This window comes from Hyalangium sp. (genome assembly GCF_035629615.1).
Taxonomy (GTDB): Bacteria; Myxococcota; Myxococcia; order Myxococcales; family Myxococcaceae; genus Hyalangium.
Window position 1 is genome coordinate 1 of the sequence record NZ_DASPHO010000579.1, and the last position, 26,576, is coordinate 26,576.

19 protein-coding genes and 1 pseudogene are annotated in these 26,576 nt (G+C 68.2%); 11 read left to right on the forward strand and 9 right to left on the reverse strand.

Going from position 1 to position 26,576, the window contains the following annotated elements; translation table 11 throughout:
* The first annotated feature begins 397 nt into the window (after positions 1–397).
* Positions 398–1,078 carry a hypothetical protein gene (locus VD972_RS29280; protein ID WP_324992055.1) on the forward strand — a complete coding sequence of 227 codons (681 nt, stop codon included), beginning with the start codon at positions 398–400 and terminating at the stop codon, positions 1,076–1,078.
* On the opposite strand, the gene VD972_RS29285 is transcribed toward VD972_RS29280, so the two are convergent.
* From VD972_RS29285 to VD972_RS29300, 4 genes are all read right to left on the reverse strand, one after another.
* Positions 1,072–2,271, reverse strand: coding sequence for an AraC family transcriptional regulator (locus tag VD972_RS29285; protein ID WP_324992056.1), 1,200 nt, complete (start codon positions 2,269–2,271; stop codon positions 1,072–1,074). The genes VD972_RS29280 and VD972_RS29285 overlap by 7 nt on opposite strands.
* Positions 2,272–2,282: 11 nt before the next feature.
* Positions 2,283–2,813, reverse strand: a complete 531-nt coding sequence (locus VD972_RS29290) for a hypothetical protein (RefSeq protein ID WP_324992057.1) — start codon at positions 2,811–2,813, stop codon at positions 2,283–2,285.
* A complete protein-coding gene (locus tag VD972_RS29295; RefSeq protein WP_324992058.1) occupies positions 2,806–3,447 on the reverse strand; it encodes a sigma-70 family RNA polymerase sigma factor in 642 nt (213 codons plus the stop codon). Before VD972_RS29295 ends, VD972_RS29290 begins: the two co-directional genes overlap by 8 nt.
* 123 nt (positions 3,448–3,570) lie before the next feature.
* On the reverse strand, positions 3,571–4,044 hold the full coding sequence (locus VD972_RS29300) for a PaaI family thioesterase (protein ID WP_324992059.1): 474 nt from the start codon (positions 4,042–4,044) through the stop codon (positions 3,571–3,573).
* A 141-nt stretch (positions 4,045–4,185) separates the two neighbouring features.
* On the opposite strand from VD972_RS29300, the gene VD972_RS29305 reads away from it, so the two are divergent.
* From VD972_RS29305 to VD972_RS29315, 3 genes are all read left to right on the forward strand, one after another.
* The gene (locus tag VD972_RS29305) at positions 4,186–6,510 is read left to right on the forward strand and encodes an ATP-dependent helicase (RefSeq protein WP_324992060.1); all 2,325 of its coding nucleotides are present in this window, start codon (positions 4,186–4,188) and stop codon (positions 6,508–6,510) included.
* 75 nt (positions 6,511–6,585) lie between these two features.
* Complete coding sequence (locus tag VD972_RS29310) at positions 6,586–7,728, forward strand: AAA family ATPase (protein WP_324992061.1); 1,143 nt, start codon at positions 6,586–6,588, stop codon at positions 7,726–7,728.
* A complete protein-coding gene (locus tag VD972_RS29315; protein ID WP_324992062.1) occupies positions 7,728–8,312 on the forward strand; it encodes a hypothetical protein in 585 nt (194 codons plus the stop codon). Before VD972_RS29310 ends, VD972_RS29315 begins: the two co-directional genes overlap by 1 nt.
* Positions 8,313–8,322: 10 nt before the next feature.
* Here VD972_RS29315 and VD972_RS29320 read toward each other — a convergent pair whose 3' ends face one another.
* On the reverse strand, positions 8,323–9,396 hold the full coding sequence (locus tag VD972_RS29320) for a PQQ-binding-like beta-propeller repeat protein (protein WP_324992063.1): 1,074 nt from the start codon (positions 9,394–9,396) through the stop codon (positions 8,323–8,325).
* 58 nt (positions 9,397–9,454) lie between these two features.
* Between VD972_RS29320 and add the strand changes: the two genes are divergently transcribed.
* Positions 9,455–10,615 (forward strand): adenosine deaminase, encoded by a 1,161-nt coding sequence (add, locus tag VD972_RS29325; protein WP_324992064.1) that lies wholly within the window; start codon positions 9,455–9,457, stop codon positions 10,613–10,615.
* Positions 10,616–10,620: 5 nt separating this feature from the next.
* Positions 10,621–11,400 carry an SDR family oxidoreductase gene (locus tag VD972_RS29330; RefSeq protein WP_324992065.1) on the forward strand — a complete coding sequence of 260 codons (780 nt, stop codon included), beginning with the start codon at positions 10,621–10,623 and terminating at the stop codon, positions 11,398–11,400.
* A gap of 71 nt (positions 11,401–11,471) precedes the next feature.
* On the opposite strand, the gene VD972_RS29335 is transcribed toward VD972_RS29330, so the two are convergent.
* Entirely contained in the window at positions 11,472–17,540 is a 6,069-nt protein-coding gene (locus VD972_RS29335; RefSeq protein ID WP_324992066.1) for an Ig-like domain-containing protein, read from the reverse strand.
* Positions 17,541–17,675: 135 nt separating this feature from the next.
* Here VD972_RS29335 and VD972_RS29340 point away from each other — a divergent pair, with 135 nt between their 5' ends.
* Genes VD972_RS29340 through VD972_RS29350 form a run of 3 tightly spaced genes read left to right on the forward strand, consistent with a single transcriptional unit; the run spans position 17,676 to position 20,150 of the window.
* The gene (locus VD972_RS29340; protein ID WP_324992067.1) at positions 17,676–18,116 is read left to right on the forward strand and encodes a hypothetical protein; all 441 of its coding nucleotides are present in this window, start codon (positions 17,676–17,678) and stop codon (positions 18,114–18,116) included.
* 17 nt (positions 18,117–18,133) lie between these two features.
* Positions 18,134–19,258, forward strand: a complete 1,125-nt coding sequence (locus tag VD972_RS29345) for an alpha/beta fold hydrolase (protein ID WP_324992068.1) — start codon at positions 18,134–18,136, stop codon at positions 19,256–19,258.
* Positions 19,259–19,274: 16 nt separating this feature from the next.
* Positions 19,275–20,150, forward strand: coding sequence for an alpha/beta hydrolase (locus tag VD972_RS29350; RefSeq protein WP_324992069.1), 876 nt, complete (start codon positions 19,275–19,277; stop codon positions 20,148–20,150).
* A gap of 83 nt (positions 20,151–20,233) precedes the next feature.
* Here the strand turns inward: VD972_RS29350 and VD972_RS29355 are convergent, their stop codons facing one another.
* Positions 20,234–21,568: a serine/threonine-protein kinase gene (locus VD972_RS29355; protein ID WP_324992070.1), complete on the reverse strand. Its 1,335-nt coding sequence runs from the start codon at positions 21,566–21,568 to the stop codon at positions 20,234–20,236.
* Positions 21,569–21,720: 152 nt separating this feature from the next.
* On the opposite strand from VD972_RS29355, the gene VD972_RS29360 reads away from it, so the two are divergent.
* Positions 21,721–22,533 (forward strand): trypsin-like serine peptidase, encoded by an 813-nt coding sequence (locus VD972_RS29360; RefSeq protein ID WP_324992071.1) that lies wholly within the window; start codon positions 21,721–21,723, stop codon positions 22,531–22,533.
* Between the two features lie 130 nt (positions 22,534–22,663).
* On the forward strand, positions 22,664–24,736 hold the full coding sequence (locus tag VD972_RS29365) for a glycoside hydrolase family 43 protein (RefSeq protein ID WP_324992072.1): 2,073 nt from the start codon (positions 22,664–22,666) through the stop codon (positions 24,734–24,736).
* Here the strand turns inward: VD972_RS29365 and VD972_RS29370 are convergent.
* Complete coding sequence (locus VD972_RS29370; protein ID WP_324992073.1) at positions 24,730–25,944, reverse strand: murein transglycosylase A; 1,215 nt, start codon at positions 25,942–25,944, stop codon at positions 24,730–24,732. The two genes, VD972_RS29365 and VD972_RS29370, sit on opposite strands and share 7 nt — an antisense overlap.
* Positions 25,941–26,576 (reverse strand): annotated as a pseudogene (locus tag VD972_RS29375) (hypothetical protein); the annotation flags it as partial. The gene VD972_RS29370 and the pseudogene VD972_RS29375, both read right to left, overlap by 4 nt.

The following is a 26,576-nucleotide window of genomic DNA, read 5'->3' on the forward strand; positions in this document are numbered from 1 at the left end:
CCGCAGCTCGCGAGTCGGAACTGAAGGTGTGGAGCCAGCCCTGCGTGCGCTGACCCGATCGCAGATCGAGACATGGCTCCAGAGTCAGAAACCCGCGGAGCAGAGGACCACGCTCCTCAAAGCCGCAGAGGAAGCCGTGGAAGTAGCGCTGGGGGAGGGTGGCGAGGAAGCCGAGTTGTGGCGCACTTCAGCGATGGATGGATTGAGTGCGCGAGATCGCGCCGCCTCCGCCGCCCGCGCCCTCGGACAGTGGGAAGCGCTCCACGGGCCCCTCACGGGGGAAGCGGCACAACGCAGGACCGATTTTCTTCAGGCCCTCGGGAACATTGACGCAGCGCTCCACCCGAGGGCTCGCTGGTTCATCCCCTTGAACCCGCAACGCAGAGAGGAGCGCGACATGCTCGACGCAGGCGAGCGAGTGCAGGCCTGGTGGTTCTCAGCCCGGGCCGACTGTGATGACCTGGTGGCCACCTGGACGCAGCAGCCCCGGTCTCTCACTCCCCACCTTCAGAGCTGTGCCGAATGTCGTGCGGATGTCGCGGAGACTGCGGTCGTCGATCAGCCTCCACGCCGGCACGTGAGTTCCGATGAGCTCTGGCGCTTCGATATGGGGCTCCTATCCACCGACGAGCGCGCCCGCATGGATGCGCACACGGCCCGGTGCTCCGACTGTGCCCAGGCTGTCCTCGCGCTCGAAGAAGGAGACGCCGCCATCGAGGAGGCTTTGGAAATGGAGGCAGAGGGTTCCAGCAGCCCCGCGGTGCGCACCTCCCGTGCTCCCGCTTCTCGGCGGCCCGGTGCCCGTCACCCCGAGCACCGTGAAGTCCTGGAGGAGCGGCGCGAGTTTCGTGTGCTCCTCGTTCGCGAGCGCCAGCGCGTGAAGCTCCTCGTCCAGCCGCTCTTGGGCCGTACCGTCACCGCCGCAGTGTTCCTTTCGCCCGGCAAGCCCTCGATCAAGCCCACTCAGGGGCCCGAGGGGCTCTCCTTTGATCTCGGTGCTGATGGCGGTGGCGCGCGCTCCGCTCACCTCACCGTGCAGGCGGGAGGGGAGACCCTGGAGCGCGACTTCACCTACTGAGAGATGTTCGTCCCCGCCTGCATCGCGTCCCGAGGCGTCATGGGAGGCAGTGGCGGCGGGAGCCCACCAGGCGGTTTGACCCGCCGGAAGCCGTTGCCCAGGAAGGTCAGGGCCAGCTGCGCGGGCGGAGGCTTGGTGCTGAGCGCCGCGCCACAGATGTCCAGCCGATCGGTGACGCGTGGTCCCTCGACCCGCAGGTAGCGGAAGCAGTTCGGGTCCTTCTTGTAGTCCGTGTCGCGGAACATCTCGCGCTCGTAGATGCCCGACTTCATGGTGAGCCGCTCCGGATCCAGCTGGATGCGCACGGGATCGCTGCCCCAGGTTCCCTCGATGAGCGTCCGCGTCCCCTCCGTTGTCACCTTCAGGGAGATGGCCCTGGCGAGGAATGTCCCCTTTACCTCGTTGCCATGCTCGGTGACTTCCTCGTCGAGGATGTTGCGCCAGATGCCATCCACCCCCCGCGTGTAGCTCTTGTCCATGTTCACACGGCCCAGGTTGAACCAGATGTCTCCCACCTTGCCCGTGGGAAGCTGTTCCTCTCTCGGCGTCACTGCCGCTGCCGCCGCAACCTCTTCCAAGCCGTGAGGGCCTCCCTGCGGCACGGCGCGGCGCGCGGCGAGCAGGTCCGTCACCGGGACGGAGTGATCCACCACCTCGAAGCGCACGCCGTCCAGCCACGCCTGCCCCGTGCCACTCAGCAGCAGCCCCGCCATGACCGCCTCGGCCTCTTGCGGTACGTCGAGCACCACGTCGTACCGCTTGCACGCCGTGGTGCCTGACAGCGAGCGGGACTGCATGTTGTCGAAGCCCAGCGGCTGCTTCGAGTCAGCGCCCTCGACCCGCATCCACAGCCCCGCCCAGCCCGCCACGTCCTTGACGCGCACCGCGGCCGAGAAGCGCAGCCGCTTGCCGCGGAAATCCTTCGCCCCGAAGGCCTGCATGAAGGTGCCGTAGCCCGTGGGGGTGTCCATCCGGGAACGCAGGAAGGCGCTGCGGATGCCCTCGCACGGCGAGTTCCTGTCCACGCCCGCCTCATAGAGATGGGGCGCGCTCTGCGTCACGAACCACCCCACGGGCAGGGACTTGGAGTCTCCACCCAGCTTGGGCGACACCGGCGCGTCCGCCCGCGCGACTCCCACGCTCAGGACCGCCAGCGCCAGGAGCGCGCGGAGATGTCTCGTCCAGGAAGTCATGACGCCATTCCTCACAGGGACGCGGGCCGGGAAGAGAGCGCCCCCGCTGGAATTCCCGTGCTCCCCTCGTAGCGAGGAACCTCACTCATGCCGAGCGGGTACTGCACGAGCAGCCCCCGCGCCGCTGCGGCCTCGGCGCAGGACTCCTGCGTGGTGAGATCCGGGCACGCCACCACCATGCTTGGCAGATCCACCGGCAGGTCCAACGAGAGCGCCGCCGTCGGCTCGTGCTCCGGCTGGGACACAGGTGCCGTGTGCGACACCATCAGCGCCAGTGCCGCTGCCGCCGCCAGCACCGGCCCCACCGCCAACGCCGCCACGCGCGCCACCCGCCACCGTGCCGGGCGGATCACGTGGTCCTCGCGAGGCGCCATGCTGGCTACCTCGCGCAGCTGCTCCTCCAGCATTGCCTCCTGCTGAAGCAACCGGGCGCACGCCTCGCATACCAGCGTGTGGGCCTCGAGCTTGCGCTCGCGCTCCGGGTCCAGCGCACCCAGGATGTACTGCTCCGTGTCAGACGGAGTCAGGTGCGGTTCAGTCATGGCTCTCCTCCTCGAGCGCGGACCGCAGCTTCTTGCGGACCTCGCACAGGATCTGTCGCACACGCTGGACGGACAGGCCGACACGCGCCGCGACTTCGGCATGGGGAAGCTCCTGCCCATCACAGGCCAGGAGAAACACATTCCGAGCGCTCGGTGAGCACCCGGCAAGGGCCTCGTGGGCCTGGGCGAGCTGCTCCTCGGACAACAGGCGGCGCTCGGCAGAGACAGTGGGATCCACCGGGTGCTGGCGCTCGGGCAGCTCCTCCACGTTGCCCGCAATGGCTTCGCGCCGGGCGCGGCGGGCATCATCCGCGGCCAGGAAGGCCGCCTGGGTGATCGCAAGGTTCGGCAGGCGCAGCTCCGTCAGCAGCCCTCGCTGCTGTTGTTGAATGAGCCGCGTCCAGGCCTCCTGGGCCAGCTCATGGGCCCGGTCCACCCGGATGCCCCGCGCCAGCAGCGATACCACGACGCGACGGTGGTGACGCGCGATGAGCGCATCCCAGGCCCGCCGGTCCCCCGCGAGGGCCCGCTGAGAGAGATCCTCCTCCCCAGCCTGGGTCCGCTCCGCGGATTGTTCGGCGTCCTCTCGCTGTCGGCCTATCATCGGCAAGCCCTGCACAGCCGCTCCCACCATCGCGTCTTCCTATGTTTTCGGTGGTCTACCCGGGCGCTCCTCCTCCCTGGTGCCCCCGAAAACGTCCGGCCTGCCCCAGCATATCGCACCGAGTGGGTGAGAATGTAGGCTGAGGTGGGTTGGCTAGCCGATGGAGGGGCTCTCGCCCGTGGCCCATGGGAGTGTAGACAACCGAACTACACCCTGAGCCCGAGCACAGACGTTGCCCTGGCTGTCCAGGACTCGGGCCGAAGCGAAGAGGGTGTTCTTGCCGTACGAGTCGATCTCCGCCTCGGCGGTCACAGTGTCTCCCGTCAGCGGCCGCTGGAAGCTCATGGAGAGCTGCAGGGTGGCGCAGCGCCGGGTCGGATCCAGCAGGGCTGGCGTGCAGCCGAGCACCAGGTCGAAGAGGGCCGCGATGATGCCGCCGTTGATCGCCGAGGCGGTGCCCAGGCCGCCGCGGTGATGGGGGAGGACCTCGGGGAGGGTGACAAGGACCTTGCGACCCTCGGGGAAGGAGACTCGCACGCCAATGAAGCGCATGGGGCCGCTCTGGTTGAACTGGTCCGCGTAGCGGTCGAGCTGCTCTTGCGTGGGGCGGGACGGGGTGTCGGACATGGGCTCGCCACTCTATGCGAGCCGGGCGCGAGCGTGGCGGATGCTGGGAAGGCAGGCGGCCGGTTCAGCTCCCTGCGGAACGTCCGTCATCGCGCGCCGAAATTCGTTAGAAGACAGGGCTTCTTCGCCTACGTACCCCCCGTGAATCCACACGAACCCGCCCTCCTCGAAGACCTGAACCTGCCCCAGAAGGAGGCTGTCCTCCATGGGGAAGGTCCGTTGCTCGTCCTGTCAGGGGCCGGGAGCGGCAAGACGCGAGTCATCACCCGCCGCGTGGCGCACCTGGTCATGGTCCGCCGTGTCTTCCCCTGGCGCATCCTGGCCGTCACCTTCACCAACAAGGCCGCCCGCGAGATGCGCGAGCGCCTCACCCAGCTGCTGGGCGCTCAGGCCAACGAGCTCGTCGTCAGCACGTTCCACTCGTCCGCCGCGATGATCCTCCGCCGCGAGGCCGAGGCCATGGGGCTCACCCGCAGCTTCGTCATCTATGACGATGGAGACCAGCTCGGGCTCGTCAAGCGCGCCATGCGGGATGCCCGCGTGGAGCCGCTCCTCCAGCCGCGCGAGATCCTCCACCGCATCGACCAGGAGAAGAACGCCGCCCGCCTGCCCGACGACATGCAGGTGGACGTGGACGACCTTCGCGGCATGGTGGTGAAGAAGACGTATCAGGCCTATCAGCGCCTGCTGCGGGCCGCGAACGCCGTGGACTTCGGGGACCTGCTCCTGCTGCTGGTGAGCCTGTTCCGCAAGCGCCCCGACGTGCTGGCCCGGTACCGGCAGCGCTTCACCCACGTGCTGGTGGACGAGTTCCAGGACACCAACCCCGTGCAGTACGAGCTGCTGCGTCAGCTGGCACCTCCCCCGGGCGCCAACCTCGTGGTGGTGGGCGACGATGACCAGTCCATCTACCGCTGGCGCGGGGCCAGCGTGGACAACATCCTCCGCTTCCCCGAGCAGTACGCCGGCGCCAAGGTCGTCAAGCTGGAGCAGAACTACCGCTCCGACCAGAACATCCTCGAGGCCGCGCACTCCGTCATCTCCAAGAACCGGCGGCGCATGCCCAAGAAGCTCTGGAGCGACCGGCCTCGGGGGGAGCACCTCCAGCTCCTCATCAATCGCGATGAGCGCGCCGAGGCTCAGGAGGTGGCCCGGCAGATCCTCGCGCTGCAGCGCGAGGGCTTCATCAAGCTCTCCAGCATGGCCGTCTTCTACCGGGCCAACGCGCAGAGCCGTGTGCTCGAGGAGGCCATGCGCCTGGCGCGGGTGCCGTACACCCTGGTGAGCGGCCGCAGCTTCTACGATCGCGCCGAGGTGCGCGATGCGGCGGCCTACCTGCGCCTCATGGTCAACCCGCGCTCGGACGCGGACCTGCTGCGCGTCATCAACACTCCGGCCCGTGGCATCGGCGACACCACCGTAGAGCGCCTCACCGACCACGCCGATCAACAGGGCATCAGTCTCTACGAGGCTATCGCTCAGCCGGAGCGCATTCCCTCGCTCAACTCCAGCGCCGTGCGGCGGCTGAGCGGGTTCCACTCGCTGCTGTCCTCCCTTACCGCCTTCGCCCAGCAGGCCCAGGATGCCGCCGGCGCCGTGGACCAGATGCTCCAGGAGACGAAGCTCGTGGAGTCGCTCACGGCCGAGGGCAGTGACGAGTCCCTCACTCGCGCGGAGAACCTCCGCGAGTTCCTCGGCGCCGCGCAGGAGTTCGATCTGAACCGCGCGGCCGCGGCCGTGGCGGCGGCTTCGGCTCAGCCACCTGAAGGTGCCGAGCCTCCTCCTCCCGAGCTGGATGCAGCGCCCCTCACCGCCGATGTGCCTCCGCTCCAGGCCTTCCTGGAGCAGATCAGCCTGGTGGGCGAGGCGGACGCCGTGGTGGGCGAGGGCCGTGTGGCCCTGATGACTCTGCACGCGGCCAAGGGCCTGGAGTTCGATGCGGTGTTCCTCACTGGCATGGAGGACGGAGTCTTCCCCCACTCGCGCTCGCTGACGGGCGAGGATCCGGAGGAGGGCGAGGAGATGGCCGAGGAGCGGCGCCTCTGCTACGTGGGTTTCACCCGCGCGCGCAGACGGCTCTTCGCGAGCTTTGCGCAGTGTCGCTCCCTCTTCGGTGAGCTCCGGTACAACCCTCCTTCACGCTTCCTGCGCGATGTGCCGCCAAACCTCTTTGGCATCGAGCAAGAGGCTCAGCAGATCCAGCGTCTCGCCCCCTCTCCCGTGGCCCCGCGCCGTCGCACCTATGATGACGATGATGGGCCGCGCATCGATCGCTCCTACTCTCAGGCCCCGGACATGGACGGCGTGGGCGGGGATGTGCGGGGAGTGCGGGTGCGCCACGAGCAGTTCGGGGTGGGCCGTGTCATCTCCGTGGATGGGACTGGGCCCAACGCCAAGGTGACGGTCGAGTTCAGCGGGGGCGTGGGCCTCAAGCGCGTCATCGCCCGCTTCCTGATGCCGGGTTGAGAGCTTCTCTCAAGGCGCAGCGGCGGCCAGGATGGAGATGGTGCCGCGGTACCGTAATGGCAGTAGAGTTCACGCATGCGATTCACCCACATCCATCTTGAGAACTGGCGCAACTTCCTTCACGTTGATGTGCCTTTTGAGGGTCGTGTCTTCCTCGTCGGTCCGAATGCTTCTGGGAAGTCCAACTTTCTCGACGCCATCCGCTTCTTGCGTGATGTTGCGGACGTCCAAGGCGGTTTCCAGCGCGCCGTCTCATCCACGCGCCGCGGAGTGTCCCAGATCCGGTCTCTGCATGCGCGCCGGTATCCAAACGTCGTGGTTGAGGTGAGTGTCGACCTCTCTGATGGAGAACCGTGGAGGTACCGGCTGGAGTTCACTCAGGACAACCAGCGCAGACCCTTGGTCAAACGCGAACTCGTCATGCATGGTGATGAGACGCTTCTGTCGCGACCAAATAGGAGAGATGAGAGGGATTCTGAGCTTTTGACCCAGACGCACTTGGAGCAAGTCAATACGAACCGTGGGTTCCGTGGACTTGCTGACTTCTTCGCCAAGGTGCGTTACCTGCACCTCGTTCCCCAGCTGGTGCGCGAACCTGACCGGTCCACTGGACGAGTGAATGATCCGTTCGGTGGCGACTTCTTGGAGCAGCTTGCGAGAACACCCTCCAAGACACTCGAGTCACGATTGAAGCGCATCACAAGTGCTCTTCGCGTAGCGGTGCCGCAACTTCAAGAGCTCGACTTGAGGCGGGACGAGCGAGGGGTTCCTCACCTGTTGGGACGGTACAAGCACTGGCGCCCCAAGGCAGGCTGGCAGAATGAAACACAGCTCTCTGACGGAACGCTGAGGCTTCTTGGGCTTTTATGGGTCTTTCTCGATGGAGCAGCTCCGCTGCTTCTTGAGGAGCCAGAACTGTCCCTGCATACCGCTGTCGTCCGCCACATCCCGCAGATGCTCTCCCGGTTAAGCCGCAAGAGTGACCGGCAAGTGCTCGTGAGTACCCATAGCGCGGATCTTCTCTCGGACCCGGGAATCGGTGCGGAGGAGGTTCTGGTACTGGAACCTCTCAAGGAAGGAACTCAGGTCGAAGTTGCCAAGGACGTCGAGCAGATCCGCGCCCTCCTAGAAGGAGGAATGTCCATGGCGGATGCAGTCATTCCCAGGACTGCTCCAGCCGGAGCGGATCAGCTTTCGCTGTTTGGTGACGCGCTGTGATGCCAGTGACCATCGCGGTGGAAGGGCCCACAGATACCGCAGTCGCTCGAAGGCTGCTTCGCCATGTGGGTCTTTCCGAAGGCCCTGTTTATGAGGCAGGTGGCAAGTCCAAGCTTGATCAGAAGCTTCATGCCTACAATAACGCTGCGCGCAATGCTCCCTGGTTTGTTCTCCGAGACATGGATCAGGACGCCCCTTGTGCCCCCGCTTTGGTGGGAGGTCTGCTTAAGGCACCTGCTCGTTTGATGAAGCTGCGGATCGCGGTTCATCAGGGGGAGAGCTGGCTGCTTGCGGATGCGGAGCGGATGGCCGCTTTTCTTCATGTCCAGATGGAGGCTGTCCCGTCGCCACCCGATGAACTCGTCAATGCAAAGCAGGCGCTGGTCAATCTGGCACGCACATCACGGTCACGAGAAGTGCGCGCCGCGCTCGTTCCCGCTGAAGGGTCCACGGCCTCCGTTGGGCGTCAGTACACCTCCCTAATTGCCGAGTTTGCGCGGGAGCACTGGCGCCCAGGAGTTGCCGCGAGGCGGAGTGGGAGTCTCAATCGCTGCATCCAGGCACTTCGGACCCTGCTCGCCTAAAAGGGGGAAGTCACGGAGCGGGGGAGCGGAGGCTCCAGGAGAGCACCCGACCGTCGAGCCCCAGCACGAAGAGCTGGTCTCCGATGACCACAGGCTGGGTCCGCAGGGGCGTGTCCGTCCGCAGGGTGAGCACGGGGGCTCCTCCCTGGCGCCGCACGACGAGCAGGAGGCCCTCGCGGCCGCTGGTGGGCACGACGAGTTGCTCCCCGTGGACGGCGAGCTGCGTCACGAGCAGGGAGGGCAGGGTGATGCTCGACAGCCGCCTCCCATCCGAGGGCGAGACCGCCAGGAGCTGCGGGGGTTCGGTTCCCACCCAGAGCACTCCTTGCGCGTAGGTCGGAGGGCTCGTGAGCACCGAAGCTGGAGCCTGCTCCCAGCGCAGCGCGCCATCCACCACGCCCACAGCCGCCATCTTCCCGCTGCGCGTGGAGAGGTACACCGTGTCTCCCTCTCTCGTCATTCCCAGCACCGGGGGCATCGGGCGGCGCCAGCGGACCGCCCCATCCTCCGTGGAGATTCCCACGAGCCCCGTATCCCCCAGTGACGCCACCAGCACCCCTTCCGCCAGCACCGGGGCGGGAAGCCGTTGACCAGGGTCGATGCGCGACTCCTCCGCTTTCGGCGCGGGCCGTCGCCACCGCACCTGTCCCGTGTCCAGCGCGTGTGCACGCACGGCCCCGTCCGGTCCAAGGACGTAGACGGACGTGTCATCCGAGGCCAGCGCTGTTAGCCCCGGTGGCTCCCCTGTGAGGCGCCAGCGCTCCGCTCCGTCCACGAGCCCGAGCCGGACCAGCTCCCCTCCCATCGTCCTCGCAATGACGCTGTCCCCAGAGACCGTCGGCTGAGCCGCTATTTCGTGCCCCAACTTCACCCGCCACACCGGCTCCCCGCGCCGGTCCAGCCGCACGAGCGCGCCTGCCTCGTTGCCCACCAGCACGCCGTCCTCCAGCGCCACCATGCCCGCACGCGAGGACGCATCCGTGGAGAACGCGAATACCCGCTCCGGGCCTCGCTGACACCCCAGCCCGCCTGTCGCCAGGAGCACGAGCAGCAGGTGGGTACATGGACAGGCGCGCGGCAGCATGGTTTGAGGGACGCATCTTCCGACCCGCCCGAGGGTTGGCAAGCAAGGAACCTCGACCATGGCCTCCATTCGTGACGACGAGCTCCCCAGCGCCACCGGGATCCCCTCCGCTGCCCGGCGTGCCGACATCTCCCCACCTCCGGCTATCGAGGTGACCGAAGAGCTGCTGCACGCGCTCCCCAAGACGGACCTGCACTGCCACCTGGATGGCTCCATGCGGCTGAAGACCATCCTGGAGCTGGCCGAGCAACAGAAGATCAAGCTGCCCGCGGACGATGTGGACGGGCTGGCCCAGGCCATCCACATGGGCCAGGTGTGCCAGAGCCTTGAGGAGTACCTGGTGGCCTTCGACGTCACCCTGTCCGTGCTCCAGACGGCCGAGGCGCTCTACCGCGCCGCGCACGAGCTGGCCGTGGACGCGGCCGCCGAGAACGTGCGCTACCTGGAGGTGCGCTACTCGCCCGCGCTGCACCTGCAGAAGGGCCTGAAGATGACCACGGTCATCGACTCGGTCCTCGAGGGCCTGCGCGCCGCCAAGCGTGAGACGGGCATCAAGTGCGGCGTCATCGTCTGCGGCATCCGCCACATCAACCCGCAGACGTCCATGCGGCTGGCCGAGCTGAGCGTGGCCTACAAGAACCGCGGCGTCATCGGCTTTGATCTGGCCGGCGCGGAGGCGAGCTTTCCCGCCAAGGACCACAAGGAGGCCTTCCAGCTCATCCTCAAGAACAACGTCAACTGCACCGCGCACGCGGGCGAGGCCTTCGGCCCCGAGTCCATCGGCCAGGCCATTCACTACCTGGGCGCCCACCGCATCGGCCACGGCACGCGGCTGCGCGAGGATGGCGACCTGCTCAACTATGTGAATGATCACCGCATCCCGCTGGAGGTGTGTCCCTCCTCCAACGTGCAGACCGGCGCGGTGCCGAGCCTCGCCGCCCACCCGCTCAAGTTCTACCTCGACTACGGCCTGCGGGTGACCATCAACACCGACAACCGCCTCATCACCGACACCACCGTCACCAAGGAGCTGTGGCTGGCGCACAAGGAGATGGGGCTGGCGCTGGAGGACCTCAACACCCTCATCGTCTCTGGCTTCAAGAGCGCCTTCCTGCCGTTCCGCGAGAAGCAGGACATGCTGCGCGCCGTGAACCAGGAGATCTCCACCACGCTCGCCGCATTCGAAAAGCGGCCCACCGCCATGAAGCAGCCGGCCTGAGCCTCATGGATCTGGAGCTCGCCGGCAAGGTGGTGCTCGTGACGGGCGGCTCGGAAGGACTGGGAGCCGCCGTGTGCAACCGGCTCGTCTGGGAGGGCGCCCGCGTGGCGCTGTGCGCCCGGAACCTGCGCAAGCTGGAGGCGTTCGCGGGCACCCTTCGGGCCCAGGGTGGGGAGGTGCTTGCGCTCCCAGCGGACGTATCTCGCGCGGAGGAGCTGGAGCGCTTCGTCAAGGCTGCCCACGAGCGCTGGGGGCGCATCGACGCGCTCGTGAACAACGCCGGCTCGGCCTCGGCCAAGCCCTTCCTCTCTGTCACCGATGCAGAGTGGGAGGAGGACTTCCAGCTCAAGGTGTTTGCCGCCATCCGCACCGTGCGGCTCACGGTGCCCCATCTGCGCGCGGCTGGGGGCGGAGCCATCGTCAACGTGCTGTCCATCAAGGCGAAGGAGCCCGGGAAGAACACCACGCCATCCTCTGTGTCCCGGGCCGCGGGCATGTCGCTGATGAAGGTGCTCTCCAAAGAGCTGGGGCCCGACAACATCCGCGTCAATGCCGTGCTCGTGGGCATGATCGAGAGCGCTCAGTGGGCGCGCCGCGCCGAGGCGGCTGGCAAGTCTCCTGAGGTGGTCTACGCCGAGCGGAGCAAGGAGGCAGGGGTTCCGCTCGGGCGGATCGGGCGTGCCGAGGAGTTCGCCGACGTGGTGGCATTCCTCGTCTCGCCGCGCGCCTCCTATGTCAGCGGCACCGCCATCAACGTGGATGGCGGCCTGTCCGCGGCCGTGTGAGGCGGGCGTGTCTCCGTCCCCCACGTCAGGCCAGCTCGGAATCCGCAGGCGATTCCGAGCCCGTCGTCACGTCAGCTCTTGAGCCTGCGGCTCGAGGCGACGAGCGATAGGAGCAGCAGGGCCAGGCCGAGCGCGCTGGGTGCTCCCCCAGAGCTCGTGCCACACCCACAACCCTCCGACGGATCGGGCTCTGGAGTGGTTCCGGTAGCGATCTGGAAGGCGAGTCGTGACTCGCCACCGTCCCCGTCCAGGACCTTGGTGATCACCGTGGCGAGTCCCTCCTGTGAAGGCGTCCACGTGAAGGTGCCGTCGGGCGACAGGGAGCCCTCACCGCTGACGAGCTCCCAGCGGAGCGGATCGCTCGCGCCGGCGGCGTCCGAGCCCGTGAGCTGGACGGTGAGCGGCTGGCCCGCGGTGGCGGACAGCTCCTCCTGCGGCAGCGGCACGGGCGGCGTGTTGTGGATGACGACGGTCCTTGAGGTCACCAGGGGGGAGCCGCTGCCGTCCCCGGAGCTCACCTTCAGCGTGAAGCGCCCATCATCCGCCCAGGCGTGGGAGGCCGTGGTGCCAGTGGTTCCAGGCGCGCTGTCACCGAAGTCCCAGGTGTAGGTGAGCCCAGCCAGAGGCTCGCTGATGCTGAAGGACAGCGTGGAGCCCTCGACGCCGACCACCGTGGGTGCGGAGGAAGCGCTTGTCGTGAGGGTGAGCGCCGCGGAGCTGCGCACCCTCATGCGGAGGAGGGTGGTGGCCTCTTCCGTGGCGGTCGTCGCCTTCAGCTGAACGTCGTACGTGCCCGGCGTGGCGAAGGCATGGACGGGGAGCTCCTCCTGGGACGTCTGGCCATCTCCGAAGTCCCACTGGAGCGAGATCTCGGCTCCACGCTCGTCCACGGCGTTGGCGTAGAAGCGGACCTGCTGGCCATCGGCTGGGCGCACCGTGTCCACCGCCGCGCTGACGGTGAGCGAGCGTTGGGCCACGGTGAGCTGGACCTCGGCCGAGGAGATCGCCCTGCCGTCGCTGGCCGAGTACGTGAAGCGCGTGGCCCCGGTAAAGCCCGTGGGCGGGGTGTAGACGAGGTCCGGCGGTGTACCGGTGAGCTTCCCCTGCTCGGGGAAGGACACGATGGCGAACGAGAGGTCATCTCCATCCACGTCGGTGCCCGAGAGGTAGATGGGCGTCGGGCTGCCCGCGGGCACCGTGAGCGTCTGCGCCTGGGCGATGGGCGCGTCGTTGAGCTCGGTGACGGTCAGCGAGATGGAAGTCGCAGCCGAGGTCGCCACGCCATCGGAGGCCGTGAAGGTGAATCTGTCCGGGCCCTGGTAGTGCTGCGCAGGCGTGTACGTGAGCGCGGGAGGCGTACCGGTGAGCGTGCCATGGCTGGGACTCGACACCACGGTGAAGCTCACTGGGTCTCCTTCTGGATCCACGGCGGTGAGCGTGATCGCCTTGTCCGTGTCCTCTCGTGTGCTGAGGGTCTGTGCCGCAGCTTCGGGCGCATCGTTCACCGGGGTGATGCTGAGAGAGACCGTGGCAGGAGCCGAGGTCGCCAGCCCATCGGTCGCGGTGAAGGTGAAGCTGTCCGGACCAAAGTAGTGCCGCGCGGGCGTATAGGTGAGGTCGGGCGGAGCCCCCGTCAGCGTGCCATGCGTTGGCGCCGCGGTGAGGGTGAAGGTGAGCGTGTCTCCGTCCGGATCGGAGGCCACGAGCGTGATGGCGACCGGGGTGTCCTCCTCGATCGTGAGCGACCGGGACGAGGCCACCGGGGAGTTGTTCACCGAGGCAACGAAGAGCGAGAGCGTGCCCGGGGTGGACGTCGCCACGCCATCGGAGACGGTGAAGGTGAAGCTGTCCGCGCCGTGGTAGGCCGAGCTCGGCGTGTACGTGAGGTTGGGCGGTGTTCCTGTCAGCGTGCCGCGCGTGGGCTGCGAAGTGAGCGCGAAGGAGAGCGCGTCCCCCTCCGCATCCGTGCCCGTGAGCGTGATGGAGAGCGGTGTGTCCTCGGGGGTGGTCAGCAAGCGAGCGGTGGCGACCGGAGCATCGTTGACTGGAGAAATGCTGATCGAGATGGCCCCCGGAGCCGAGGTGTCCCGGCCATCCGAGGCTGTGAAGGCGAAGCTGTCCGGGCCGAAGTAGTTGGGCGCGGGCGTATAGGTGAGGTCGGGCGGCGTCCCCGTCAACGTGCCGTGCGCCGGCGGCGTGGAGATGGCGAAGGAGAGCGTGTCCCCGTCCGCGTCGGACCCTGACAGGGTGATGGGCAGCGGCGTGTCCTCGGGAGTGGTCAGAGAACGAGCCGTGACAACGGGTGCATCGTTCACCTGGGCCACGGAGAGGGAGATGGTTGCGGGAGCAGAGGCCGTCACCGCGTCCGAAGCGGTGAAGGTGAAGCTGTCCGGGCCGGCATAGTTGGACGCGGGCGTATAGGTCAGGTTGGGCGGTGTGCCTGTCAGCGCGCCGTGCGCGGGCTGGGAGGTGACGGTGAAGGAGAGGGTGTCCCCATCCACGTCAGCGCCCGAGAGGGTGATGGAGAGCGGTGTGTCCTCGGGGGTGGTCAGCAAGCGAGCCGTGGCAACCGGGGCATCATTGACCGGAGAGACGCTGATCGAGATGGTCCCAGGAGCCGAGATGTCCTGGCCGTCCGAGGCATTGAAGGTGAAGCTGTCCGGGCCAAAGTAGTCCGGCGCGGGCGTATAGGTGAGGTTGGGCGGAGTCCCCGTCAACGTGCCGTGACTGGGGCCCGAGATCACGGCGAAGGTCGGCGTGTCGTTCTCCGGATCCGAGGCCGTCAGGGTGAGCGTCCTCGCCGTCTCCTCCGACGTGGTGAGCGACTGGGCCGTGGCTGCCGGCGCATCATTCACCGGGTTGATGGTGATGGACACGGTGGCGGGCGCCGAGGTGGCCTGTCCGTCCGACACACTGAAGGTGAAGCTGTCCTGACCGTTGTAGTTCAGCGCAGGCACGTACCGGAACTTCGGCGCGGTGCCCGTGAGCGCGCCGTGCGAGGGGGCCGTGACCACTGTGTAGATGAACGGGCCGCCCTCGGCGTCGATCCCCTCGAGCTCCAGCGCGAGAGGCACGTCCTCGTCCGTGGTCCCGCTCTGCGGCAGCGCCTCGGGCGGGGTGTTGCTCGAGTTCCCCAACCACCGTGCCTTCAGCCGCTGCACGTTGCTGCCCAGGGAGGGATCGCTCGCCTGGTACACAGCGAGCGTCCCCGCCGCTCCTGCGGACGAGAGGACGACGCGGGTCTCATCGGCCGGGTTCGTCGAGAGGACGAACCCATCTCCATCCAGTGTCGCGCCCGCTCGGGAGACTCGCCCGGCGTAGAGGTCCAGGCCCGTTTCATTGCGAGCGTCCTGCCACGCGACGAGGAACTCCGTCCCGTTGTAGACGATCGAGGGCCGTTGCTGGTGCCCCGCCGCGGAGGACACCGTGATCGGCGATGTGTCGAGCGGTGTCCCCGCAGTCCGCACCCGCCGCGCAAAGAGGTTCGAGGACGGGAAGACCTGGTAGTCCGACCAGACCAGCAGGTAGTTCGTCCCGTCGAACGCGAGGGCCGCATCCGTCTGGGTCTCCGGTCCTCCCGCGAGCTGGATCCCTGCCGACTCCAGCACCGTGCCTGACCTGTTCACCCGCGCTCCATAGACATCCGCGGTCGCGTTGTTCCTCCAGTCGCTCCAGGCCACGAGATAGTTCGTCCCATCGAAGGCGATGACAGGCGAGGCCTGGTCGTTCGGGTCCGTGCTGATCCCGATGAAGAGCGCGTCAAGCACGGCGCCCGCCCGGCTGACCCTCGTGCCGTAGATGTCTCGGGCGGCGCTGGCACCGGCGTCATCCCAGACCACCAGGTAGTTCGTTCCGTCAAAGCCCACCGCTGGGTGCTCCTGGGCGCCCGAGCGAGGACAGATGCTCAGTCCATTGGCGTCTAGCACCGTCCCAGCCGGGCTCACCCGGGCCGCGAAGATGTCACTGGCGGGGTTGTTCCGTGTGTCCTCCCAGGCGACGAGGAAGTTCGTGCCGTCGAAGGCCACGGCCGGGTTGCGCTGGTGGCCGAGCGCGCCGGAGATGGGGAAGCCCGAGGGATCCAGGACCGTTCCGCTCCCGCTGATCCGCACACCGTAGAGATCGAACCCGCTGCCGCGGTTGTCCTGCCAGACGACGAGGAAGTTCGTGCCATCGAAGGCCACCGCCGGGCTCGTCTCGCTGTTGGGCGAGAGGCTCACCGTGAAGCCGCTCGGGTCGAGCACCGTGAGCGACGCGCCAGCGGTCACTCTCGCACCGATGATGTCGGCGGTCGGGTCATCGCTCCAGGTGATGAGGGCGTTCGTGCCATTGGCCGCCACCGCCACCGTGGATTGGGTGCCCGGCGCCGTCATCACCGCCAGTCCCGCGGGATCGAGCACCGTCGCGTTGGTATCCAACCGGGCGGCGTAGACGTCCAGATTGCCGGAGCGTTGATCCTGCCACACCAGCACGTACTGGTTGCCCAGGCGCGTGAGCGCGGGCTGGGCCTGAGTGGACGGGGCCTGGACGAGCCCGAGTCCCGCGGTGTCCAGCACGGCTCCTCCTGGGGTGACCTTCGCACCGTAGAGATCGATGCCCGTGGTGAGGAGGTTGCGGTAGTCCTCCCAGACGACGACATAGGAGGCCCCGTTGAACTCCACCGAGGGGTTGAGCTGGTTCGAGGCCTGCGCGCTCACCGCAAAGCCCGAGGTGTCGAGGACGGTCCCGGCCGGGGAGATCCGCGCGGCGTAGATGTCGGTCCCAGAGCCGGAGCGGTCGTCCTGCCAGACGGCCAGGTAGTTCGTCCCATCGAAGGCCAGCGCGGCCGCGAGCTGGCTCCCGACGGCGTTGGAGATGACGAATGGGCTCCCCAGCGGGCTGCCCGCGGGGCTCACCCGGAGCCCCTGCAGGTTGGTGGGAGAGCCGAAGCCGATCTTCTCGTCCCAGACGAGGAGGTAGTTCGTGCCGTCGAACGCGATCGCCGGGGCGCTCATCAGCAGGCTGAAGACCGTGGAGGAGGCAAGCGCGAGGCCGTTGGCATCCAACACCGAGCCAGCGGGGCTTACGCGAGCGCCGTAGAGGTCCGAGCCGCTCCCTCGCCGGCCATCGCTCCAGACCACGAGATAGTTCGTGCCGTCGAAGGCCACCGTCGGACTCTGCTGTGCGTTGAGGGCCACGGCGATCGGGATGCCGAGGCTGTCCAAGACGGCTCCCGCCTGGCTCACCCGGGCGCCGTACACATCCACGTCACCGCCCCGGTCATCGGTCCACACCACGAGAAAGTCCGTGCCGTTGGAGGCGACGGCCGACGCCGCCTGGGATCCACCGCCAGGATCCGTCACCGGCGTGTCCAGGCCGAACTCGGGGGAGACGGTGGGCGCCAGCATGACCGGGAAGCTCGAGCTGGCCAGCAGTGTGGCCGGGACCCGGAACTCCACCGCCCCTGCCACCACGCGAGCGCGGAGCGCCGTCCGCTCCCCCGCCGCGTCCGTCCAGGCCGCATGGCTGTAACGGACGCCCAGCCCCGAGGCCTCCGCAAAGTGCACGCCCCGAGGAGTCTCTCCCACGAAGCGGAGGCCCCGCACGGGCACTCGGAGGAGGAGCTCCCCCTCCCCTTGGGGCGGCCGCGCGAAGAGCCAGCGCTGCTCGATGCCGTCCTCCCGGTTCTGGAGCTGCTCCTCCGCCGGACCGCGTGCCAGCGTCAGCGAGCCGTCCTGCGACACGGCGCCAGGCCCTACGGTGCTGTCCAGGGGGACGCCTCCCCGCGAGAAGGCTACGGGGCCGAAGGTGACCGGGGTTCCCGTGAGGACCGACGGCGAGCCGGAAGGCTGGGCGCCAAGCGAGCTGGGAGCGCCCTCCGGAACTCCTGGCAGGGCGTGGCGCGGAGTGAAGGTGAGGCCGCTCGGAGTGACGCGAGCGGACCAGGTGCTGTGGCCCGCTGCCCAGCCATTGCCTTCAGGCCGGTAAGAGAAGTGGACGCGGCGGATGACCGCGCTCACGTCGAACGGAGCGCCGGGCGCATCGGAGGAGACGCGCGGCGGTGGGGTACGAGCGGGGGGAGGAGAGGCGGGTTCTCGGCAGGCGGCTGCGAGCGAGAGAAGCGCGGCGAGGAGGACGATGCGGTCCGAAGTAGAAGAACTCAAGGCGATCTGGGGGGGCAGGAGGGTGAGGCGAGGGCCCGACCATGGCACGCAGGGAGGGGTGCGCGTAAGAGGCGCGGGTGGACCCGACGGCAGGCGGGAAACATGAATCACCGTTCAGATGCTAGATTGTGCCTCATGAGCACCTCTTCCTCCCGTCCCAAGGGGCTTCTGACCCGTGGCCTGAAGCTGGTGGGACGCCTGACCAGCCCAGAGACCCGGACCGGCCGGGTCTTCGCCAAGGCCGAAGCAGGTCTCACGAAGGTCTCCTCGCGGCTCAGCGAGAGCCCCACCTGGCTGCGCCTCAGCGGCGGGCTGATGCGACGGGGCCTCAACCTGCGCATCCGCCGCCAGTCCCTTCAGGAGAAGGCGCTCCAGGCGCTGCGCATGCCCGCCGCCTCGGACGTCGAGGCCATGCGCGATCAGGTCCGCCGCCTGAACAACCAGGTCGAGGCGCTCGGCTCGCAGCTCGAGCTGGTCGTGGAGCTGCTCGAGCGCCAGGAGCGGGCCTCCAAGGCCACCAACTCCACCCAGGAAGCTCCTCCGATCGAGCCTGCCGCCCGCCGGCACGGCCCCTGAGCCTCCAGAGTCCGCCCATGTCGTCCAACACCTTCCAGCGCTTCCGCTCCTTCGTCTCGGGCCAGGTCGAGCTGTCTCGTGCGCTCGCGCAGGCTGTCCAGGATCGCCCCCTCAACCCCTACCCGTACCTCCGGCCCCTCATCGAGCGGGCCTCGGGCGTACGCGAGCCGCCCCTCAGCCCCACCCCTCACTCGGTGGTCTACACGCGCGGCAGCATGCGGCTGCTGCGCTACCCCGCGCCCCACCGCCGCTGGCGCACCCCCATCCTCTTCGCCTACTCGCTCATCAACCGCTGGTACATCCTCGACTTCCTGCCCGGCCGCAGCCTGATCGAGTTCCTCACCCGCGCAGGCTTCGACGTCTACGCCATCGACTGGGGCGTCGCCGGCCCCGAGGAGCAGCACCTCACCTGGGGCGATGTGCTCGGAGACCTCGTGCGCCAGGCCGTGCGGTGGACCTTGCGCGTCAGCGGCAGTGACGAGCTCACCCTCTACGGCTACTGCATGGGCGGCACCCTGGCCCTGGCCTACGCCAGCCTCTACCCGGACGGCCTCCGCAACTTCGTGGCCCAGGCCACCCCCGTGGACTTCAGCAAGGGCGGCATCTACTCGCTGTGGACCCAGCCCGGACACTTCGACGTGGACTCGCTGGTGGATGCCTACGGCAACGTCCCCTCGCGCGTGCTGGAGAGCGGCTTCCTCGCGGCCGCGCCCGTTCAACGCGTCACGCGCTGGCTGGACGTGTGCCGCCACATCGACGAGCCCGAGTACGTCACCACCTTCCTCGCCATGGAGCGCTGGGGCGCCGACGCCGTCCCCTTCCCGGGTGAGGTCTATCGCCAGTACATCAAGGACTGCTACCAGCAGAACCTCTTCTGCCAGGGGCGCATGGAGGTGGGGGGCGAGCGCGTGGAGCTCAAGCGCATCCGCGCCTCGCTGCTCAACATCATCGCCGAGCAGGACACCATTGCCCTGCCGCCCATGAGCGAGCCGCTGCCAGGGCTGGTGGGCTCCCCGGACACCCAGACGATGCGCTTCCCGGTAGGCCACATTGGCCTGTCGGCCTCGAGCAAGAGCCCTACCCGAGTCTGGCCCGCTGTCGCCGACTGGATCGCCGCGCGCTCGCGGCCATGGGGGACATGACGCGGTGAAGAATCCGATGGCGCCGCTTCGTGAAGGCTCGATCCGCCTCAAGGATGGGCGGAGGCTCGCGTTCGCCGAGTCCGGAGATCCCTCGGGCATGCCGGTCCTCTTCCTGCACGGCAACCCGGGCTCGCGCTACATGCGCCACCCGGACGACCGCCTCTCCTACCGTCTGGGCGTGCGCCTCATCACCCCGGATCGGCCGGGCTACGGGCTGTCTGACTACCAGCCCAAGCGCACGCTGCTGGACTGCGCCTCGGACATCGAGCAGCTCGCCAACATGCTGGGACTGGGGCGCTTCGCCCTCTTTGGCGTGTCCGCGGGGGGCCCCTACGCCGCGGCCTGTGCGTGGCGCCTGGGGGAGCGTCTCACCCGCGTGGCCATTGTCTCCGGCGCGGCCCCCTTCGATCGGCCCGCGGCCATGAAGGGCGTCAACCGCGACTACCGGAATGCCTACGCGCTGGCCGGCTGGCCCGAGTGGCTGCTGCACCCCCTCATGGCCCTGCACGATCGCTCGGTGCGCCGCAACCCGAACCGGGCGCTCTCGGCGCTCCTGGCGCACTGCTCTCCCGATGACCGTGCCGCCCTGACTCACCCGGCGCTCGCCGCTCAGGTCCAGGGCTGGCGTTTCGAGGCCACCCGCCAAGGCGTGAGCGGCATGCGGCGCGAGGCCCACATCCTCGTCTCACCTTGGGGCTTCCGGCTGGAGGAGATTCGCCCGGAGGTGCACCTCTGGTACTGGGAGGGCGACAGCATCGTCCCGCCGCAGATGGGGCGCTACCTCGCCGCGCGCATCCCCCGAGTCGTGCCCCACTTCCACCCCGGCGGTGGGCACTTCTCGCTCTTCACGAACTGGAAGGACATCCTCACGCCGCTTGTGAGGCCCGAGTAGCCGGCGGGGCTTGCTTTGAACCTGTCTGACAAGCGGACAGGTTCGAGCCAGGTGGCCGCGGCTCCTGCTCCTCGAGGAGGTTTCTACTTCTGCCCGGAGGTGGTCGGGCGCGAGGGCAGGAACACGGGCCAGTAGCACCGCTTCCTCCACTCATAGGTGCTCTCGACGCAGGGGGGAGCCTCATCCGCCACGCGTATCCAGCAACTGCCGTTGAGCTCGACCTGAGGTCTCTTGCACGGAGGCAGCTGTTGGTTGGGCAGCGGCTCCCTTGGCACCGCCGCACTGACGCCCTTGTGAGTGGGCAGGGGTTCCGGGGCCTTCAGCGGCTCAGCCCGTGCGGCCTCCCCGAGAGCGGAGGTGCCCTTCTCCTGAGCGATGGCTTGTGCAGCCCGAGCACGGTCCCATGCCTCTGCCAGGAGGGATTGGTCTCGTAGCGCATGGCCCAGCCCCACTCCCCCTACCACCAGCGCCACGCCCGCGGCTGCGGTGGTGATTCCCTTGCGCCAGGGTATGGGTTGGCGCTCTGGGATGGGTGGAGGCTCCTGCTCGCGCTGCTCGGAAGGGGTTCGTGGCGCCGTGGGCCGGTCTGCCTCACGCCCTTCCGTGTCCGCTGCCAGGGCCAGCCCCGAGGCGAGCTCTGCCGCGGTACCTCGGGACTCGGGCTCTACGGTGAGCATCTGCCGAATCCACCGTGCCAGCTCCGGACTGAGCTGAACCAGGTTGTCTGCGGGCACCAGCTCCGGGAAGCGAGAGAAGGCGTCGTCCAGCTCGCCGTCCGCCTCCGGGCCGTCGGCGATGAGCGGGTAGCGCCCGGTGGCGAGGTGGTAGGCGGTGACGCCGAGGGCATAGACGTCATCTTCCGGAGAGGACTCGTAGCGGGCGGAGGGGTGGCGGCGGAACCTCCACTGGTGAAGCTGGGCCTGGGGGCTGTGGTAGTGGGGAGTGCCTGGAGGCTCGGACTGGCGGGTGAGGACGGGAGCGCCGCGAAAGGTGCAGGAGCCGAAGTCCACCAGGCAGACGTGGCCGTCTGCGGCGCGTACGAGGAGGTTGTCGCCTTTCACGTCGCGGTGGATCCCTCCGGCGGCATGAACGGCCTGGAGTGCGCTGGAGGCCTGGGCGAGCACGCGAAGTTGCTGGCGAGAGGAGCGGGGCTGGAGGCGAGCCCAGGAGTACAGGGGCAGACCCTCCACCCAATCCATGACGAGGAACGGGAAGAGCGCGCCACCCGGGCCGCTCCACTGGCCGGAGTCATGCGGGCGCGGCACGTTCGGATGGTGGATGCGCGAGAGCAGCTCCGCCTCCAGGGCGAAGCGAGGATCTCCGGGCTGGAGCGCGAGCTTGAGGGCGAAGGGCCCGGCCTCGGGGTTGGCAGCGCGTTCGGCTCGGAAGACGATGCCATAGGAGCCTTGGGAGACCATGCCCAGCAGGCGCCAGGAGCCGACGAGCGAGCCAGGAGGAAGGGACGTTGGATGCGCCGAGTGGGAAGTCTCCAGGGAGCTACCTCCAGGACGCAGTCAAGACCAAGCAGGTAGGCTCATGCAACACTACTTTGGAGGTGGTGCCCATTTTGATGGCTGTGGAGCGGCGAAGGGTACAGCGCTATGCCCAGGTCAGGCTCGCGGAGGCGTTGGCGGCTCTCGTGCTGCTCCTCCTGGCCTGCGGTGGGTGTGAGGAGCGCCATGCGGGGAAGCTGGCGGACACCCGGGACACGAGCTCCCACTGGGACACGCCCGCAGAAGTGGGCCCAGAGAGGATCGAGCATGGTGGTGTGGTGAGAGATCTGGCCATTGAGACCCACCTGCTGCCGTTGGCTGGCAAGATCGATACGGCGAATCGCTACCGGTCGGCCGTCCTGGTGCATGTGGAATTCCCTGAGCAGGAAGAGCTGAAGGTGTGTGGTGGGGTTCTGATCAGCCGCCGCCTCGTGCTGACAGCGGGCCATTGCCTGTGCCTGCAGCGGCCCGTGGCGGCCGGGCTGGGAAGGACTGCCGCCCTCATTGACGGGACCACCTGCGCGAAAGAGGCGGCGGTCAAGACGGTGATCTACGCGCCACGCGAGGGGGTGGAGGAGGACACGGCCGGGAGCTTCAATTACCAGCCAGGAACGGTGCGGCTTCACCCAGAGTTCCGGGTCCGCCTGGACGCTCAAGGCCGGGTGGAGTCCAGCGCCTGGGATGTGGCCCTCATCCTGCTGGAGGAACTCGTGGGTAAGGAGTTTCAGCCCCTGCCCCTGGCGGACAAAGAGCTGCAGATCAACGAGACGATCATCATCGTGGGCTCTGGCTACGACGAACTGGCCCGCTACTACGATGGGGATCGTAGGGATCTCGAGCCGGAACCTCGGAGGGGGAGCGGCCGTCACGAGCACGTACGGATTTCGTGATTGGCTGCGAGGAGAGATTCAGCGCGTAGAGGCTCGGAAGACTCCCGCTCACTCGCCGTAGCCGGGACCGGTCAGGCTTGCTATCCTTGTAAAACAAGGATGTCGAGCGCGGTTCTGGGAGGCGCATTCCATGGGCGTCAGAGCGAGCATCCGCCGTGAGCGCAGCGCAAGAGTCCGTGGAGTGCTGCTGGCCGCAGTCCTGCTCACGGCGACGGCCGCGAGCGCCCAGACGTTCACCAACCCCATCCTGGGAGAGACGTCGGCGGACCCGTCCATCGTCCTCTACAACGGGTTCTACTATCACGTGGCCAGCGCGGGTGATCTGGGCCTCGTGGTCCGCAAGTCCGCCACGCTGACAGGGCTGGGGAGCGCGCCGGCCGTGCGGGTGTGGACCGCTCCGGCCAGTGGCCTCTACAGCCGGGAGGTCTGGGCGCCGGAGCTGCAGCTCATCAACGGCCGCTGGTACATCTATTTCGCGGCCTCGGACGGCAACAACGCGAACCACCGCATGTACGTGCTCGAGTCCGCCACGCTGGATGCGCAGGGCGCGTACACCTTCAAGGGGCAGCTCCGGCCGACGACGGACAAGTGGGCCATCGACGGCGCGGTCATCCAGAAGGATGACGGCTCGCTGTACTTCGTCTGGTCCGGCTGGCCTGGGAACACGGACGGGCAGCAGAACCTCTACATCGCCGCCATGAGCAACCCGTGGACGATCAGCGGGGACCGCGTCCTCTTGTCGCAGCCCGCGTTCGCCTGGGAGGGCCGAGCCCTGCCGCTCAACGAGGGCCCCCAGCCCATCCGCCTCGGAAGCAAGTACGGCATCGTTTTCTCCGCCAGCGGCAGCTGGACGCGCGAGTACACCCTGGGCCTGCTGACGAACACCGACGGCAACCTGCTCAACCCCAAGTCCTGGGTGAAGACCGGGCCGGTGTTCCGCCAGAACGGGGACGTGTACGGCGTGGGGCACCCCACCTTCGTCAAGTCGCCCAACGGCACGGAGAACTGGATCGCCTACCACGCCAAGCGCCTGAGCACTGACGGCTGGGGTGACCGCAGCGTCCGAGCCCAGAAGTTCTACATCGACAGCGCTGGCTCGCTGAACCTGGGCGTCGCCCGCTCGGTGACGATCCCGCAGCCGAAGCCCGCAGGCGAGAGCGGGGCCCCCGCATCCGCCAATCTCCTGGACGGCCATGGCTGGGGCGGCTCGTTCGAGGGCGCGGCCCGGTCCGGCTCGTGGACCCTCCCCAGCCCGACTGCCGCCACCAGCACCACGCTCGGGTCAGGCTGGGCCCAGCTCTTCCGAGGCAACCCGAACTTCGAGACCGTGGCGGCCTCGGCGAATGTCCGGTGGATCGCCACCGGCACCAGCTCGGCCTTCCCCAAGTTCGGCCTCTATGGCGTCTACAAGAACCCCAGTAACTACGTGGCCGCCTTCCTGGACAAGAAGCACGGCGTGTTCGCCACCCACGCGGTGATCGGCGGCGTGGACAAGGGCTGGCAGAACACGGCGCTCCCGGCGGGGTTCTCGTGGACCGTGGCCCACAACCTTCGCATCGAGCGGAGCTGGAGTGGCCAGCACCATTTCTTCCTCGACGGCGTGCTCCAGCAGACGCGGGCACTGGACAACATCCTCGGGATGATGGGGCTGGTGACCGAGGACACCCAGGCCGAATACACGAGCGTCACCCTGGACTCGCTCCAGGGCTGGGGAGACCCGGCCTATGACGGGTTCCAGAACGGCATGTATGAGATCCGCAGCGCGCGGGATGTCGTGGCCTGGCAGTTCGGGGGTGGCTGGAAGAGCCTCTGGCGGAAGGCCGCGCCCACCACGGGCAGCTACAGCGTGGAGGCCGGTGTCCGGCTGCTCGCCCAGGGCACCACGCCGTATCCGAAGTATGGCCTCTATGGGTGCTTCCAGAATGGCGCCAACCACATGACCGCGTGGCTGGATCCCAAGTCCTCGGTCCTCGCCACCCACGCCGTGGCGGGAGGAGTGGACCTGGGGTGGCAGAACACGCCGCTGAGCGGGTTCAGCTTCACCGCCACCCACACGCTGAAGGTGGTCCGCAGCGGCTCCTCGTTCACCGTGTACGTCGATGGCATCCAGAGGCAGGCCCGCTCCGTGGGGCTCACCGGGTGCCAGACCGGCGTCGTCGCCGAGGACGCTCAGGTCGCCTACACGAACTTCCGGGTCTACTGAGCCGCGCCCGCCACGCTGCCCACCGCCCGGCGCGGGGCGAAGAAGAGCAGCTGCCCCTTCTGCTTCATCATCCCCGCGGCCAGCTCCGCGTCGGGGCCCCGCCCCCAGAAGACGTCCACCCGCCCGGCGCCCTTGATGGCGCCGCCCGTGTCCTGGTTGAGCACGAACCGGGACAGCGGCTTCCACCCCACCGTCCCGTCCGGGAGCGGCTCCGGCCGCTCGGTGGAGATGAAGGCCAGCGCCCCTCGCGGGAACAGCCGCGCGTCCGTGGCGATGGAGCGCCCTGGCGTCACCGGCCTCCCGAGCGAGCCCACCGCGGCGGTCTCCAGGAAACGGAAGAACACGTAGGACTCGTTGAAGTCGAGCACGCGGTTGCACTGAGGAGGGTTCGCCGCCAGCCACGCCCGCAGCGCCTGCATCGACATGGCCTCGCGGGGGATGGCTCCCTCCTGGATGAGCAGCGAGCCGATGCTGCGGTAGGGCCGCCCGTTGGAGCTGGCATAGCCGATGCGCCGCTCGCTCCCGTCCGGCAGGCGCAGCGAGCCGCTGCCTTGGACCTCCACGAAGAAGAGCGCCACGGGATCCTTCGCCCAGGCGAGCTCCAGTCCCTGCTGGGCCAGCTTCCCGCCGCGGATCTCGGACCGAGTCCAGTATGGCAGCACCTTCCGTCCCTCGAGCCGCCCGAAGACACGCTCCGCCTTGAAGCGCTCCGCGAACTGCTCCAGCGGCACCTCGATGAGATCCCGGGGCGCCCCGTAGATGGGGGTGGCGTACTCCTCGGTGCGGGTGAGGCTCGCCTCGATGATGGGCTCGTAGTAGCCCGTGAAGAGCACCCGGCCATCCTCGCCTCCGGCGGACTCCAGCGGCTCGAACTCCTCGAGCACCCGCGTCGTGAGCTGCTCGCGAGACATTCCATCGGTGATGCGCGAGTGCAGTCGCTCGAGCGCGGCGCGCAGCTCCGCAGCCGTGACTGCACGCGGGCCGAAGACAAAGCGCTCCTCCGCGGGCCGGGTCTTCAGCCAGACCAGGCTCTCCGCGATCGCTACCCGCAGCGCCGCCGGCTCGCCATCATCGTGGAGCTCGAGCGGCCGGGAGGGCTCGAGCAGGGCCTCCTCTGGCCGCGTCGCGGGGGCCCGGGTGGGACGAGGACAGCCCGCGATGAGGACACACGCCGCCAGGAGAAGGAGTCGAACACGCCGCGAGCTCATGGCTCCGCGCTGGGGAGCAGCGCCTTCAGCGGCTCGAGCAAGGGGGCAAAGCGCTCCGAGTAGAGGGCACCCACACCGAGCCCCAGCGCGAACGTCAGCGAGAGGAGGAGCAGCGTCCCCAGAAACGAGCGGCCTCCGCGCTGTTGCTGGGCCTGGACCTGGGCCTGGGAGCCCTGCGCCTGGACCGGCTCCGGCTCGTCCGGGACGAGCAGCAGGATCTTGATGCCGCCGTAGAACAACGTCTCCACCAGCTCGTTGAGGAACCGCTCGTATTCCTCCTCGTTGATGTCCAGCGGGACGTTGTAGCGGCCCTGGTGGCGCCGAACCACCACGGCGTAGTTGCGGAGCTGGGACTCCTTCTTGGAGACGTCCACCCAGCCGACGACGACGGCGGGCGCCGACTCCAGCTTCGAGACGAGCGAGATGGGCTGCCGGGCATGGAGGCCGCCCGCGGTGCTGGGGCCATCCGGCTCGTCGATGCGGAGCCGGTAGGGAGCCGTCCCATAGCTCCGGCGCGCGAACGTCGCCTTGACGAGGTCCGCGACCATGGCCGCTTTGTTCGAGAAGGCTGTCCGGATCTCCCCCCCTTCCGGCGGGGGCTCGAGGGGGGGCAGCGCTGGCGCGGAGGGGGT

What these genes read in the sequence shown, in the direction of transcription:
- VD972_RS29370 (WP_324992073.1), bottom strand. Translation starts at nt 25,944, where the DNA reads ATGAGCTCGCGGCGTGTTCGACTCCTTCTCCTGGCGGCGTGTGTCCTC.
- VD972_RS29350 (WP_324992069.1), top strand. Translation starts at nt 19,275, where the DNA reads ATGGCGCCGCTTCGTGAAGGCTCGATCCGCCTCAAGGATGGGCGGAGG.
- VD972_RS29340 (WP_324992067.1), top strand. Translation starts at nt 17,676, where the DNA reads ATGAGCACCTCTTCCTCCCGTCCCAAGGGGCTTCTGACCCGTGGCCTG.
- VD972_RS29310 (WP_324992061.1), top strand. Translation starts at nt 6,586, where the DNA reads ATGCGATTCACCCACATCCATCTTGAGAACTGGCGCAACTTCCTTCAC.
- VD972_RS29280 (WP_324992055.1), top strand. Translation starts at nt 398, where the DNA reads ATGCTCGACGCAGGCGAGCGAGTGCAGGCCTGGTGGTTCTCAGCCCGG.
- VD972_RS29320 (WP_324992063.1), bottom strand. Translation starts at nt 9,396, where the DNA reads ATGCTGCCGCGCGCCTGTCCATGTACCCACCTGCTGCTCGTGCTCCTG.
- VD972_RS29285 (WP_324992056.1), bottom strand. Translation starts at nt 2,271, where the DNA reads ATGACTTCCTGGACGAGACATCTCCGCGCGCTCCTGGCGCTGGCGGTC.
- VD972_RS29290 (WP_324992057.1), bottom strand. Translation starts at nt 2,813, where the DNA reads ATGACTGAACCGCACCTGACTCCGTCTGACACGGAGCAGTACATCCTG.
- VD972_RS29300 (WP_324992059.1), bottom strand. Translation starts at nt 4,044, where the DNA reads ATGTCCGACACCCCGTCCCGCCCCACGCAAGAGCAGCTCGACCGCTAC.
- VD972_RS29315 (WP_324992062.1), top strand. Translation starts at nt 7,728, where the DNA reads ATGCCAGTGACCATCGCGGTGGAAGGGCCCACAGATACCGCAGTCGCT.
- VD972_RS29330 (WP_324992065.1), top strand. Translation starts at nt 10,621, where the DNA reads ATGGATCTGGAGCTCGCCGGCAAGGTGGTGCTCGTGACGGGCGGCTCG.
- VD972_RS29295 (WP_324992058.1), bottom strand. Translation starts at nt 3,447, where the DNA reads ATGGTGGGAGCGGCTGTGCAGGGCTTGCCGATGATAGGCCGACAGCGA.
- VD972_RS29360 (WP_324992071.1), top strand. Translation starts at nt 21,721, where the DNA reads ATGGCTGTGGAGCGGCGAAGGGTACAGCGCTATGCCCAGGTCAGGCTC.
- add (WP_324992064.1), top strand. Translation starts at nt 9,455, where the DNA reads ATGGCCTCCATTCGTGACGACGAGCTCCCCAGCGCCACCGGGATCCCC.
- VD972_RS29355 (WP_324992070.1), bottom strand. Translation starts at nt 21,568, where the DNA reads ATGGTCTCCCAAGGCTCCTATGGCATCGTCTTCCGAGCCGAACGCGCT.
- VD972_RS29365 (WP_324992072.1), top strand. Translation starts at nt 22,664, where the DNA reads ATGGGCGTCAGAGCGAGCATCCGCCGTGAGCGCAGCGCAAGAGTCCGT.
- VD972_RS29345 (WP_324992068.1), top strand. Translation starts at nt 18,134, where the DNA reads ATGTCGTCCAACACCTTCCAGCGCTTCCGCTCCTTCGTCTCGGGCCAG.